11 protein-coding genes are annotated in these 13812 nt (G+C 65.1%); all 11 read left to right on the top strand.

Annotated elements, in window-relative coordinates:
• Positions 1–36 precede the first annotated feature (36 nt).
• The 11 genes from bamD (at position 37) to VFW04_06215 (ending at position 13660) form a co-directional block, all read left to right on the top strand.
• Positions 37–780, top strand: coding sequence for an outer membrane protein assembly factor BamD (bamD, locus tag VFW04_06265; protein ID HEX5178914.1), 744 nt, complete (start codon positions 37–39; stop codon positions 778–780).
• Positions 735–1370, top strand: a complete 636-nt coding sequence (gene nadD / locus VFW04_06260; GenBank protein HEX5178913.1) for a nicotinate (nicotinamide) nucleotide adenylyltransferase — start codon at positions 735–737, stop codon at positions 1368–1370. Before bamD ends, nadD begins: the two co-directional genes overlap by 46 nt.
• 12 nt (positions 1371–1382) lie before the next feature.
• Positions 1383–4676 (top strand): preprotein translocase subunit SecA, encoded by a 3294-nt coding sequence (secA, locus tag VFW04_06255; GenBank protein ID HEX5178912.1) that lies wholly within the window; start codon positions 1383–1385, stop codon positions 4674–4676.
• A gap of 192 nt (positions 4677–4868) precedes the next feature.
• Positions 4869–5582 (top strand): DNA repair protein RadC, encoded by a 714-nt coding sequence (radC, locus tag VFW04_06250; GenBank protein HEX5178911.1) that lies wholly within the window; start codon positions 4869–4871, stop codon positions 5580–5582.
• Positions 5579–7771 carry a bifunctional (p)ppGpp synthetase/guanosine-3',5'-bis(diphosphate) 3'-pyrophosphohydrolase gene (locus VFW04_06245; protein HEX5178910.1) on the top strand — a complete coding sequence of 731 codons (2193 nt, stop codon included), beginning with the start codon at positions 5579–5581 and terminating at the stop codon, positions 7769–7771. Before radC ends, VFW04_06245 begins: the two co-directional genes overlap by 4 nt.
• A 132-nt stretch (positions 7772–7903) precedes the next feature.
• Positions 7904–9949, top strand: coding sequence for an excinuclease ABC subunit UvrB (uvrB, locus tag VFW04_06240; protein HEX5178909.1), 2046 nt, complete (start codon positions 7904–7906; stop codon positions 9947–9949).
• Positions 9946–10407 carry a tRNA (adenosine(37)-N6)-threonylcarbamoyltransferase complex ATPase subunit type 1 TsaE gene (tsaE, locus tag VFW04_06235; GenBank protein ID HEX5178908.1) on the top strand — a complete coding sequence of 154 codons (462 nt, stop codon included), beginning with the start codon at positions 9946–9948 and terminating at the stop codon, positions 10405–10407. The genes uvrB and tsaE overlap by 4 nt, the downstream gene beginning before the upstream one ends.
• Positions 10404–11084, top strand: coding sequence for a tRNA (adenosine(37)-N6)-threonylcarbamoyltransferase complex dimerization subunit type 1 TsaB (tsaB, locus tag VFW04_06230; GenBank protein HEX5178907.1), 681 nt, complete (start codon positions 10404–10406; stop codon positions 11082–11084). Before tsaE ends, tsaB begins: the two co-directional genes overlap by 4 nt.
• A 5-nt stretch (positions 11085–11089) precedes the next feature.
• Positions 11090–11584 (top strand): ribosomal protein S18-alanine N-acetyltransferase, encoded by a 495-nt coding sequence (gene rimI / locus VFW04_06225; protein ID HEX5178906.1) that lies wholly within the window; start codon positions 11090–11092, stop codon positions 11582–11584.
• Positions 11585–11677: 93 nt separating this feature from the next.
• Positions 11678–12196 (top strand): single-stranded DNA-binding protein, encoded by a 519-nt coding sequence (locus VFW04_06220; GenBank protein ID HEX5178905.1) that lies wholly within the window; start codon positions 11678–11680, stop codon positions 12194–12196.
• Between the two features lie 171 nt (positions 12197–12367).
• Positions 12368–13660: a LysM peptidoglycan-binding domain-containing protein gene (locus VFW04_06215; GenBank protein ID HEX5178904.1), complete on the top strand. Its 1293-nt coding sequence runs from the start codon at positions 12368–12370 to the stop codon at positions 13658–13660.
• The last annotated feature ends 152 nt before the right edge of the window (positions 13661–13812 follow it).

The following is a 13812-nucleotide window of genomic DNA, read 5'->3' as shown; positions in this document are numbered from 1 at the left end:
GTCATGTTTGTGAACGCGCTACGACGCACGCTCCCATTGGTCGCTCTCGCCGGCCTCGCTGCTTGTCACCGGCATCCGTTCATCCCGGCAAGCTTTCCCTCGAAGGAGGCGCTGTTCCAAGCGTCTCTGCAGCAGCTCAAGCTGCATCACTGGGGCAACGCGGAAAACGGATTCGAGAAGCTGACCACGGATCTGCCCGCGCGCGATCCGCTACTGCCCGCAGCCTTCTACTATCTTGGCGAGGCGCACACCGGGCAGAAGGAGTACATCCTGGCGGCGCAGGCGTATTCCCGCGTGCCGGAGAGCTTCCCGGAAGACACGCTCGCGGGACCGGCGACGTTCAAGACCGGCATCTCGTACGCGAAGTTGTGGCGCAAGCCATCCCTGGACCCGGACTACGGACAGACGGCCATCACGACGCTGCAGAGCTTCATCGCGGCGTACCCGGATTCGCCGCTCAAGCCGCGGGCGCAGAAGGAGATCGACCGCCTAACGGAGTGGCTGGCGATCAAGAACTACGACACCGGCATGTTCTATTATCGGCGGAAGGCGTACGATCCGGCGATCATCTACTTCAACGATGTCGAGCGCTTGTATCCGACGACGCAGCACGCGAAGCTGGCGCTCATCCAGCTGGTCAAATCGTACAAGCAGATCAAGTATCCGGAAGAAGTCGCGCAGACGTGTGCCACGCTCTACCAGAAATATCCGCGCGACCCGGATGTAAAGACGACGTGCGGACCACCGCCGCATCCGGCGACGGTCGCGCCGAAGCCCTGACCACGGTGCGACTGGGGCTCTTCGGCGGGACGTTCGATCCGCCCCACGTTGGGCATCTCCTTGCCGCGAGCGACGCGTACGACGCGCTGCACCTGACCCGGGTCGTGTTCATTCCGGCAGCGAGCCAGCCGCTCAAGCAGGGCGTGGTGGCGGCATCGCCGTCCGAGCGACTGGCCATGCTGCGGCTCCTCGTGGGAGAGGACGCGCGATTCGAGGTCGATCCGATCGAAATCGACCGGGGCGGGTTATCTTACACGGTTGACACGTTGGAGGCGTATGCAGCCCGGCACCCGGCGGTCGAGCGCATCCTGCTGATCGGCGAGGATCTCGCGGAGCAGATCGCCACATGGCATCGGTCGGAGCGCATTGCCGATCTGGCGCGGGTCATCGTGCTCTCGCGCGGGAGAGACGCCGTGGCGTCCGATGCGCGCGGCTCTAAATCGGCACTGCCGGTAGAGCGAGTGTCGACGCGTCGCGTGGATGTGTCATCGAGCGAGATTCGCGCGCGCGTCCGCGCGGGACTGTCGCTTCGCGGGTTCGTGACTGAAGCAGTCGCCGACTACATTCGGGCGGCGGCGCTGTACCGATAGAGGAATGTCCCCATGTTGAAGCCATTGCTCACCGCGGTCTTCGGCACGCGCCACGAGCGCGAGATGAAGCGCGTTCAGCCGATCGTGTCCGAGATCAACGAGCAGTACGAGCGCCTGCAGAAGGTCTCGGACGAAGAGCTGCGCGCCCAGACCGGCAAGCTGCGCGCCATGATCCGCGAGCGCACCTCCGAGCTCGAGGTCAAGGTGGCCGAGCTCAAGGAGCGCAAGAAGCTGACGGCGGATGCGGAGGAGCGCACGCAGATCGACGATGAGCTGAACGGCCCCGACGGCCGCGGCGGCGTCGAGGGCGAGCTCCACGAGGCGCTCAGCGAGGTGCTGGACGAAATCCTGCCCGAGGCGTTCGCTACGGTGCGCGAGGCCGCGCGCCGTCTGTTAGGCACTACCGTGAAGGTGACAGGCCACGACATGACGTGGGACATGGTGCACTACGACGTCCAGCTCATCGGCGGCGTCGAGCTGCACCTCGGCAAGATCGCGGAGATGGCGACCGGTGAAGGCAAGACGCTGGTGGCGACGCTGCCGCTCTATCTCAATGCGCTCGCCGGCCGCGGCTCGCACCTCGTGACCGTCAACTCGTACCTGGCGCGCCGCGACTCCCAGTGGATGGGCCATCTCTACACGTACCTCGGCATGACGGTCGGGTGCATCGACGACACGGAGCCCAACACGCCCGAACGCCGCGCCGCATACCTGTGCGACATCACGTACGGCACGAACAACGAGTTCGGCTTCGACTACCTGCGCGACAACATGGTGCACTCGGTGGACCAGCGCGTGCAGCCGCCGCACTGGTACGCCATCGTCGACGAAGTGGACTCGGTGCTCATCGACGAAGCACGCACGCCGCTCATCATTTCGGGTCCCGTCGGCAACGAGAGCGACGCCGCGTACTTCGAGCACAACGCAGCGGTCGCCCGGCTGGTGCGCGCACAGACGGAAGACGCGAACCGGCTGGTCGGCGAAGCCGAAGAGGCCCTCGAGTCCGGCGACCGGCAAACGGCCGGCATGCGCCTGTATCAGGCCCAGTTAGGCGCGCCCAAGAACAAGCGCCTGCTCAAGCTGCTCGCCGAGGGCGCCGGGAACAAGCAGCTCGTGCAGAAGATGGAGCTGGATCACATTGCCGACAAACGGCAGTCGGCCAGCCGCCAGCAGTTCGGCGACATCGAAGAGCGTCTCCTCTACGTGCTGGATGAGAAGAACCACACCGTGCACCTCACCGATCGCGGCGTGGACTTCCTCTCGCCCAACGATCACGACGCATTCGTGCTGCCCGACATCTCGGAAGCGGTGAGTCGCATCGATCACGATCCGGACCTGTCGCCGCAGGAGAAGCTCGAGGCCCGCGCGAATCTCGACCGCGAGTACGCGATCAAGAGCGAGAAGCTGAACATCATTCATCAGCTGTTGCGCGCGCACGCGTTGTACGAGAAGGACGTCAACTACGTGGTGCAGGACGGCCAGGTGTTGATCGTGGACGAGTTCACGGGCCGCACGATGCCGGGCCGTCGGTGGTCGGAGGGCTTGCACCAGGCGGTGGAGGCCAAGGAAGGCGTGCAGGTGAAGGGCGAGACGCAGACGCTCGCCACGATCACCATCCAGAACTACTTCCGCATGTACGAGAAGTTGGCGGGCATGACCGGTACCGCGGAAACCGAGGAGACGGAATTCCACGAGATCTACAAGTTAGGCGTGTCCGTGATTCCGACGAACAAGCCGGTGGTTCGCGATGACCGTCACGATCTCATCTACAAGACGCGGCGCGAGAAGTACAACGCGATCATGCAGGAGACGGAGCGGCTGCACGGACTCGGCATCCCGGTGCTGATCGGGACGGTGAACGTCGATGTGTCGGAGACGCTGTCGCGCATGTTCCAGCGCGCGGGCCTCAAGCACAACGTCCTCAACGCGAAGTATCACCAGCGCGAGGCGGAGATCATCGCCGGCGCCGGCCAGCCCGGCGCGATCACCATTGCCACGAACATGGCCGGCCGCGGCACCGACATCAAACTCGGCCCCGGGGTCACGGAATCGCATGACTCGACGGTGAAGGATGCCGATGGCAAGGACGTCGAGATCGTGGAGCCGGGCGGCCTGCACATCATCGGATCCGAGCGCCACGAGTCGCGTCGCATCGACCGGCAGCTGCGCGGCCGCGCCGGCCGCCAGGGCGATCCGGGCGCCTCCCAGTTCTTCCTCTCGCTCGAAGACGACCTGATGCGGTTGTTCGGCTCCGAGCGCATCGCGAAGCTGATGGACCGGTTAGGCGCGCAGGAAGGCGAGGTGCTCTCGCACTCGCTGATCACGCGGTCGATCGAGCAGGCGCAGAAGCGCGTCGAGATGAATCACTTCCAGTCGCGCAAACGCCTGCTCGATTTCGACGATGTGATGAACCAGCAGCGCGAAGTGATTTACGCGCTGCGGTCGTTCGCCATGGAGGGCGGGGAAGAGCTCAAGGGCGAAGCGCTCAAGATGATCGACCGCGCGCTGGACCATCGGGTCGAGACCGCGCTGGCGACGGTGGAGAATCCCGAGGAGTGGGACTTCCAGCTGCTGCGGCAGGATCTCCTCATGCACTATCTCCTCATCGTCCCGCAGTTCGAGGAGGGTGCGGAGGGCAGGCCCGAGACGATTCCCGATGCCCAACAATCGGCGCGCGACGCGGGCCACGCGGCGTTTGACGCGAAGTTCAAGAGCCTGAACGAATTCGGCATGCAGCTGCTGTCGATCGTGATGCTCAACGTGCTCGACGAGAAGTGGAAGGACCATTTGTACGATCTGGACCAGCTGCGCGCGGCCATCCAGTACCGCGGCTGGGGGCAGACGGATCCGCTCATCGAGTACAAGAAGGAAGCGTACACGATGTTCGTCGATTTGATGAACGACGTGTACAACACGTTCACCGAGCGGTTCCTCCGCGCGCAGCTGGTGTTCTCGCCGCCGGAACCCGCGCCGCCGCAGCCGCCGCGGCCTAACGGAGGCGGGCCGCAGGGCGGATCGGCGCCCCCGGCGCGGCGGTACAATGCGTTAGGCATCCTCGAGGATGTGCCGGCCGAGGAGCCGGAGCCGGCGCAGAAAGCCGACGGCGCGGCGCCGGCCCCGGCTGCCGAACCCGCATCCGCTCAGCCGCCGCGCAAAGCGCCCACCATCGTCGGCGCCGGCCGCACGCGCACGTTGGGCGACAACAGCAAGCCAGCCAGCGTCGACTGGTCCAAGGTGCGGCGCAACGACCCCTGTCCGTGCGGATCAGGCCTGAAGTACAAGAAGTGCCACGGGGCCAACGTGTAAGGCGGACACGGCGCGGACAGCGACGGACGACACAGACCTTGAGGACTCGTGTGTCCGCGCGTTGTCCGCTTACGTCCGCGCTTTGTCCGCCCTTCTGCAAGCGTTCGGTCCGCTTCGCGAGGTTCCGGTGCGGGCTCGACCACCCAGACCGCCCATCTTCTGCGCCCTCAACCCGCGGCGCGGAGGTCGTGCATGTTGGAGCAGCCTGGCCGGGAATCTGCCAAAACGTTAAGTATTAAAGAGCTGCCACGCACCGAACGGCCGCGTGAGCGGCTCAAGCAGCACGGTGCAGGTGCGCTCAGTGTAAGCGAACTGCTCGCCATCGTGCTCGGCTCGGGCGCCGGCGGGCGATCGACGCTGGCACTCGCGCAGGATATTCTGACAAAGGTAGGCGGCTCGCTCCGACGCATCGCAGCGCAGCCCGTCGCGACGCTCACGGCTGGCCGCGGCATGGGACCTGCGCGCGCCATTGCGATACACGCTGCGCTGGAGTTGGGTCGCCGCATGGCGGACGAGGAGCGCGAAGAAGGCGCTCCGATGCGCTCGCCACGAGACGTGTTCGGCGCATTCGCCGGCCGACTCCAGGATCTGCCTGTCGAAGAATTCCACGTGGCCGTGCTCGATGCGCAACACCGCATGGAGCGGGACATTACGGTGACACGCGGGATTTTGAACTCGTCGCTCGTACATCCGCGCGAAGTCTTTCGAGAAGCCATCGCCGAACGCGCGGCGGCCATCATTCTGGTGCACAACCACCCGAGCGGCGATCCGTCGCCCTCGGTCGATGACCGGGTAGTCACGGAGCAACTCGTGTCGGCGGGACGTTTGTTAGACATACCGGTTCACGACCACGTCATCATCGGTCGCGGACGCTACGTCAGTTTCGCGGAGACAGGTTTGCTGTGACTGCAACCGCACTCAAGTCCGTCATTCCCGGCTGGGATCTCGCCGACGATCCGGCGCTCGATCGGCTCGATACCGAGCTGCTCACGCGCGCCTATCAGTTCGGCCGCCGCGCACACGAGGGACAGAAGCGCTCGTCTGGCGATGACTACGTCTCGCATTGCGTTGCCGTCGCCAAGATTCTCGCCGAGCTGCACCTCGATTCGATCACAGTCGCGAGCGGGCTGATTCACGATGTCGTCGAGGACACCTCGGTCACCGTCGACGACATCGAGCGCGAATTCGGCGTCGAGATGGCGCAGATCGTCGACGGCGTCACCAAGATCGGCAACATCTCGTTCCGCTCGACGCAGGAGCGGCAGGTCGAGAACTACCGCAAGCTGCTGCTCTCGATCGCCAAGGACGTCCGTGTCATCCTCATCAAGCTCGCGGATCGCCTGCACAACATGCGCACGCTGGACTATCTCCCCGAGGAGAAGCGTCGCCGCATCGCGCAGGAGACGATGGACCTGTACGCGCCGATGGCGCACCGCTTCGGTATGGCGCGGGTACGGTGGGAGCTCGAGGACCTGTCGTTCAAGCATCTCGAGTCGATCGAGTACAAAAAGTTGGCGAAGCTGGTGGCGCAGAAGCGCGGCGAGCGCGAAAAACTCATCGCGCAATTCGCCGAGCCGCTCGAGCGCGAGCTCAAGCGCGCGGGCATCGCGTCGGTCGATGTGGTCGGGCGGCCGAAGCACCTGTGGTCGATCTACAAGAAAATGAAGCAGCGCGAGAAGCCGTACGAGGAGATCTACGACCTCATGGCGGTGCGGGTGCTCGTCGACAGCGTGCCCGACTGCTATCACGCGTTAGGCATCATCCACGAAGCCTGGACGCCGCTGCAGGAGCGGATCAAGGACTACATCGCGCAGCCCAAGTCCAACGGCTACCAGTCGCTGCACACCACGGTGTTCGGACCGGGCCGCCAGTTGTACGAGGTGCAGATCCGTACGCGGGAGATGCACCAGACGGCCGAATACGGTATCGCCGCGCACTGGGTGTACAAGGAGAGCGCCGAAGGGCCGCGCCGCACGGACAAGTTCGACGAGCGCCTCGCGTGGTTCCGCCAGATTCTCGAAGCGCAGCTCGACGCCAAGACGCCCGACGAATTTCTCGAGCTGCTCAAGCTCGACCTGTACCAGGATGAGATCTTCGTCTTCACGCCGACGGGCGACGTGATCCAGCTGCCGAAGAACGCGACGCCGCTCGACTTCGCCTTCGCGGTGCACACGGAGGTCGGGCTGCACTGCCAGGGCGCGCGCGTCAACGGCCGCATCGCCCCGCTGTCGCGGCAGCTGCGCAACTCGGACACGGTCGAGATTCTCACCGCGCCGAGTGCGCGGCCGAGCCGCGACTGGCTGTCGCACGTGAGGACGGGACGCGCGCGCCACAAGATCCGGCAGTGGATCAAGCAGGAAGAGCAGAACACCTCGGCGAAGGTGGGACGCGAGATGCTGGACCGGGAAGTGCGCCGGCGCCACCTCACCCGTCCCGACGACGATGCGCTGAGCCGCGCCGCCAAGTCGCTTGGCCTAACGGACGCCAGGCATCTCATTGCATCGTTAGGCCAGGGCGACGTGCACGTGCTCCAGGCGCTCAAGGCCATCTACCCGGGCGTCGAAGCGCTCCAGGATGGCGCGGCGCCCTCCAAGTCGAGCGCGTTCGAGCGCCTCGTCGACCGCATGCGCGGCGCGTCGAAAGGCGTGCGCATCCAGGGCGTGGACGGCTTGATGGTGCGCTATTCCCAATGCTGCCAGCCCGTACCCGGCGACCCCGTCGTCGGCTATGTCACGCGCGGCCGCGGCGTGAGCATCCACCGAACGGACTGCCCGAACGTCCTCCTGCTCTCACACGAGCCGGAACGCCGCCTCGACATCGACTGGCAGGAAATGGATGGCGAGCTCTTCCTCGTTCGTTTGGCTCTCGAGGCGTCCGATCGCCGCGGCCTCTACGCCGACGTGGCGGAAGCCGTCACGAACAGCGGCACGAACATCAAGAGCATGGAGCTGCGCAGCGGTGACGGCGGCGGCGTGTCGGGATCGGTGCTGGTGGAGGTGGAGAACCTGACGCACCTGCAGAAGATCATCCGGGCCGTGAGGCGGGTGAAGGGCGTGACGGACGTGACGCGGCGGGAGCGGGTCGCTCAGGAGTGAAGGCGGACAAAACGCGAATACAGCCGGATTGAACAGACCGCTCCGCCTTCGGTGCAAAGCAATCCGGCGGTGTCAGCGCTTTGTCCGCCTTTCCCGAACAAATCCCGTCGAAGGCTACTATATTTAAGGCTTATGGCCGACTTCGCCCTCACCGCGCCCTTCGAACCCGCCGGCGATCAGCCGCGCGCCATCACCGAGCTCTCGGCGGGACTTCAACGCGGCGACCGGTTCCAGACGCTCCTCGGTGTCACGGGATCCGGAAAGACGATGACCGTTGCCAACGTCATCCAGGCGCACGGGAAGCCGACGCTCGTGCTGTCGCACAACAAGACGCTCGCCGCCCAACTGTACGGTGAGCTCAAGAGCTTTTTCCCGAACAACGCAGTCGAATACTTCATCTCGTACTACGACTACTACCAGCCGGAAGCGTACGTGCCGTCCACCGACACGTACATCGAAAAGGACGCGTCGATCAACGAAGACATCGACCGGCTCCGGCTGCGCGCGACGTCGAGCCTCATGGAGCGCGACGACGTCATCATCGTCGCTACCGTCTCGGCGATCTACGGGTTAGGCGACCCGGTCGAGTATCGCGAGCGGATGGTGCTGGTCAAGCGCGGCGAAATGCGCGGACGCGACGACATCCTGCGCGCGCTCGTCGGCATCCAGTATTCGCGCAACGACGTCGCCTTCGATCGGGGCACGTTCCGCGTGCGTGGCGATACTGTCGAGATCTTCCCGGCGTACGAGGAGCAGGGTGTGCGCATCGAGATGTGGGGCGACCAGGTCGAACGCATCTCCAAGATCGACATCGTCACCGGCCGCACGATCGCGGAGCTCGAGCGTGCTGCGATCTATCCGGCCAAACACTTCGTCACCTCGCGCGCCACCCTCGAGCGCGCGCTCGGTCTCATCCGAGCCGAGCTCGACGAGCGCCTCACGCTGCTCCGCGACGCAGGCAAACTGCTCGAGGCCCAGCGTCTCGAGTCCCGGACCAATTTCGACATCGAGATGTTGATGGAGATCGGGACCTGCGCGGGTATCGAGAACTATTCGCGGCACATTTCGGGGCGCGCCGAAGGCGAGCGGCCGGCGTGCTTGTTCGACTACTTTCCCGAGGACTTCCTGGTCGTCGTCGACGAGTCGCACGTCACGCTGCCGCAGATCGGCGGCATGTTCAACGGCGACCGCGCGCGGAAACTCACGCTCGTCGACTACGGATTCCGTCTGCCGAGTGCGCTCGACAACCGGCCGCTCATGTTCGATGAGTTCTTGTCGCTCACGCCGCGCGCGATCTTCGTGTCGGCCACGCCCGGCGAGCTCGAGCTGCAGCTCTCGGAAGGCGTCGTCGTCGAGCAGATCATCCGCCCAACTGGACTCATCGATCCCGAAATCCAGGTGCGCCCGGTGCGCGGACAGGTGGATGACCTGCTGCACGAGATCCGGCTGCGCGAGCAGCGCGGCGAACGCGTGCTCGTCACCACGCTCACCAAGCGGATGGCGGAAGATCTCACCGACTATCTGCAGCAGATGGGCGTCCGCGTGCGATACATGCACTCGGACATCGATGCCATCGAACGCATGGAAATCGTGCGCGGTCTCCGGTTAGGCGACTTCGACGTCCTCGTCGGCATCAACCTGTTGCGCGAAGGCCTGGATCTGCCGGAGGTGTCGCTCGTGGCGATTCTCGACGCCGACCAGGAAGGCTTCCTCCGCAGCGATCGCTCCCTCATCCAGACCGTGGGCCGCGCGGCGCGCAACGTGGCGGGCACCGCCATTTTCTACGCCGACCGGATGACCGGTTCGATGCAACGGTGCATCGACGAGACGCGCCGCCGCCGCGAATTGCAGATGGCGCACAACGTCGAGCACCAGATCACCCCGCGCAGCGTGGTCAAGAGCACGGAGCAGGTTCGCTTCATCACCCGCGTGGCCGATGCGCGCGGCGAACGTGAGACCCAGCGCCGCGTCGCCGAGCGCGTGTCGACTTACGAGAAGGAAATGGATGTGGCGGCGCTCGTGGCGATGCTCGAGCAGCAGATGAAAGAAGCGGCAGGCCAACTGGACTTCGAAGCCGCCGCGGCGCTGCGCGACCAGATCTTCGAGCTCCGGGCGAAGATGGACGGCAACGTGGCGCGCCGCGCTGGGGGACTCGACCGTCTGCGGGCGGCGCGGTGACCACGCCGCCACATCACCACGTCGTGCCTGAGGGGGCGGCGCGCGGGCGTATCGCGCTGACGCGCGATGAGCTCATCGCATGGGGCAAGGATTTCGGCGCATCGGCGCGACCGCCGCTCGTCGTCGCCATCTCGGGCGACCTCGGCGCCGGCAAGACGACGCTCGTGCAAGCCATCTGCGCCGGCGCCGGAGTTCGCGAGCCGGTCACGAGCCCGACGTTCGCGCTCGTGCACCGCTACGCGGGCGCCACCGCTACGATCTACCACCTCGATCTCTACCGGTTAGGCACGCCGGCCGAGCTCACCAACATCGGATGGGATGAGCTCGTGAGCGCACATGCCATCGTGCTCGTCGAGTGGCCGGAGCGGGCGGGCAGCCGCCTTCCGGCCGACGTCGTGCCGATCGATCTCGAATACGACGCCCGCGACTCCGAGCGCCGGCTGCTGCTCGCCGGGTGACACGCGCGCTGACGCTGGCGCTGGACGCCTCGACTCACGCTGGAACGGTGGCGCTCCTCTCTGGCGCCGAGGAGCTTGCCGCCTCCGAGGTGGCGATGCGCAACGTCGGACGCGAAACGCTCCTTCCAGCCATCGTCGAGTTGCTGCGCACGTCGGGAGCTACGCTCGACAACGTTGCGCGCATCGTGTGCGGCAGCGGCCCCGGAAGCTTCACCGGTCTGCGTATTGCGGCGTCGATAGCAAAAGCGCTCGCGTTCGGTGACGGTGCAGCGAGGATTCCGTTTTATGGCGTGTCGTCGCTGTTGTTGATCGTCGCGGGCAATGATGTCGCGCGGCGGCCAGGACGCTATGTCGCCGTGCTCGACGCGCTCCGCGGCGACATGTACACCGAAGCGTTCGAGGTGGATGACCAATGCGCCATCGGTGAGATCGATGGGATGTCCGTCCAACCGCGCGCACACATTGAAGCGTACGCCTCGCGATTCGGCGCGCGCCTGGTCGGACCGGATCAGGCAGGCCACCTCACGCCGCACGCCCGGGGAGTCGCCCGCGTGCAACCGCTGATCGATGCCGGTGGACCCGCCGATCTCGCGACGTGGGAGCCGAACTACGGTCGGGCCGCGGAGGCGCAGGTGAGGTGGGAGCAGGCACATGGACGACCGCTGTACGCTCGGTGATCGCAATGTGGCCGCTCCCCGAATCCCGCGATGCCGTGCGCATTCGTCCCGCGAGGGCGAAGGACATCGCTCGGGTCGTCGCGCTCGAGACGGAAGCGTTCTCCGACGCGTGGACGTGGGCATCGTTCGAAAATTTGTTGGGCGATCCGCGGGCGCTGTTTGCCGTCGCGTACGATGATGATGGGCTCGTACACGGCTATGTCGTCGCCTGGTACATAGTGGACGAAGGCGAGATTGCGAACCTCGCGGTCGCATCGACGTCGCGCAGGCGGGGCATTGGCGGCTCGCTGCTCGATGCCGCGCTCGATGAGGCGCGCACCCGCGACGTGACGTCGGTGTATCTCGAGGTGCGGGACTCGAACGAGGTGGCGCGCGCACTGTACGCGTCGCGTGGGTTCGTGCAGGTGATGCGCCGCCGACGCTACTATCGCACGCCGACCGAAGATGCGCTCGTCCTCAAACTCGACTTGCACCAACCGCGGACGCATGCTCCGCGATGATTTGCACCACCTCGCGTTCGTTTGCTGGCGACTCAATCGCTGGCTGTCTATACTGTCGTCCGCGAGTGATCACGCCATCTGCCAGGAGGCCTTGTGAGTCGAAGCTTGAATAAAGTCACGTTGATCGGAAACCTCGGCGCCGATCCTGAGGTGCGGTCCACGTCCAACGGAAGTCGCGTGGCAACGTTTTCACTCGCCACCAGCCGGAGCTGGAACGGTCCGTCGGGTGATCGGCAAGAGAAAACGGAATGGCACCGTTGCGTCGTTTGGAATTCAAAGGTGAGCCAACTGGCGGATATCGTCGAGCGCTACCTCAAGAAAGGGGACAAGGTCTACGTCGAAGGGCGCATCGAGTATCGCCAATGGCAGGACAAAGAAAATCAGACGCGCTACATGACCGAGATCAACGTTCGAGAGATGATCATGCTCTCGGGTCGCGGCGGCGCGAACGCCGACGGCATGGAGGGCGAGGCGCCGGCGCGCAGTCGAGCGTCCGCGGATCGGTCGCGCGGCGCGGTGGCCGGATCATCGGCGGCCTCAGGCAGTGGCACTGGAGAATTCGAGGATTTCAAGGGCTCGCTCGAAGAGGAAGACGACGATCTTCCGTTCTGACCGAGTGCATTCGGTCAGCCGTGACTCGGACGTATCCGGTGCGTCTCACTAGCGAGGAGCCGGGCGCGCCAGACACGCCCGGACTTCCTCATCGCTCCCGCTGGTTCTCGCACCGATCATGAGGCGTACATGCGTCCGTTCACGCACTCCGCAGCTCATGGGCAGTCGGCCATGCGCCCGAACAGTCGTGCTGGCTGGTTAGTCGCGCTGCTCGCCGTCGCGGCCGTATCAACGGCGCTGTCCGCCCAGCAAGATTCCACCTCGCAACCAGCTCCGGCGCCGCAAACGCCGCCCGCGCAGTCGCCGCCGGTGGATACGCAGGCTGCCTCGCCCGCAGACACGATGACCAAGCCGGCAGCTGTCGTGGCGCCCGCGGCATCCGACACCACGCAAGCGTCGAATCCCTCGGACTCTACTCAGGGCGCACAGACGCACACGGTCAAGAAAGGCGACACGCTGTGGGATCTTTCCCAGACGTACCTGAACGATCCCTTCTTGTGGCCGGAGATTTATCGCATCAACACGACCATCGTCCGTGATCCGCACTGGATCTATCCCGGCCAGGTGCTTCACATCCCCGGCGGTGTTCAGAACGTCGCCGCCGATCCGGTCGATCAAATGGAGCCGCGCTTCCAGCCAGAGCCGGTGCCGATGCGCTCGGGCGGCCCAACCGTGTTCCGCGAGGATTTCAGGAAGCGGTTGACCGGCGGCAACCATCTCGAGCCGACATCGATCGAGTATGCGCACACGCCCGTACGTGTCGGGGAGTTTTACGCCGCGCCGTGGTTGGACGCAGTGGGTGGGCCGAAGGCGCAAGGCAAGCTCGTCGCCACTGCTGATATTCCGGGCATCGCCAAAACACTCGCGGTCGCTGAGCGCCTCGGTCCCGAATCGCGCGCCTATATCACGCTGCCTGCCGGCGTCGTCGCCGCGAAGGGAGATCGCCTGGTGGTGTTCAACCGCGGCCCGACACTCATCGATGGCGGACAAGTCATGCAGCCCACAGCCATCGTTCAGGTCGAAGCGACGGACAACGGCGGCGAAGCCACCACGGTGCGCATCATTCAGCAGTACGACGAAGTGCTCATCGGACAGGGCGTCATGCCGCTCGATCGATTCAACATGTCGACTGACGCGCACGCTGCACCGCTGCAGCTGGGCCCACAGGCCCGTGTGATTTTCATCCCGTCGCGCGCCGTGCTTCCGACGGTCGGCTTTTACATAATCCTGGATGCGACCACCAAAGACGGCGTCAAGCTCGGCGATGAATTCACGCTGTATCGTCCGCGCGAGAAAGCGACGGTTCCCGGCACGACAGACCAGGTGACGCTGCCGGAGGAACCGATTGCGCTGGCGCAGGTGGTCAGGGTGACGGACCACGGCACCACCGCAATTATTCTCGACCAGCGTCAGCCGTCGATCAAAATCGGAACGCCTGCACGCCTCACCGCGCGCATGCCGTGATCGATTCCCTCGCCGTGCACGAGCACGGCACGATCGCAGGATGAAGGTGACGGGGAAGGCGCGCGCGCGCCTTCCCCGTCTGCGTTTTTTGCGGGAGAAAACCGGGACGCCCATGTACGGATCTGCCTGATCCTCAGTAGATTACGCACCGA

Source organism: Gemmatimonadaceae bacterium, assembly GCA_036273715.1.
In the GTDB taxonomy this organism is placed as follows: domain Bacteria; phylum Gemmatimonadota; class Gemmatimonadetes; order Gemmatimonadales; family Gemmatimonadaceae; genus JADGGM01.
Note: the sequence above shows the minus strand (reverse complement) of the source record. Positions and strands in the feature narration are given on the sequence as shown.

What these genes read in the sequence shown, in the direction of transcription:
- secA (HEX5178912.1), top strand. Translation starts at nt 1,383, where the DNA reads ATGTTGAAGCCATTGCTCACCGCGGTCTTCGGCACGCGCCACGAGCGC.
- radC (HEX5178911.1), top strand. Translation starts at nt 4,869, where the DNA reads ATGTTGGAGCAGCCTGGCCGGGAATCTGCCAAAACGTTAAGTATTAAA.
- uvrB (HEX5178909.1), top strand. Translation starts at nt 7,904, where the DNA reads ATGGCCGACTTCGCCCTCACCGCGCCCTTCGAACCCGCCGGCGATCAG.
- rimI (HEX5178906.1), top strand. Translation starts at nt 11,090, where the DNA reads ATGTGGCCGCTCCCCGAATCCCGCGATGCCGTGCGCATTCGTCCCGCG.
- VFW04_06215 (HEX5178904.1), top strand. Translation starts at nt 12,368, where the DNA reads ATGCGCCCGAACAGTCGTGCTGGCTGGTTAGTCGCGCTGCTCGCCGTC.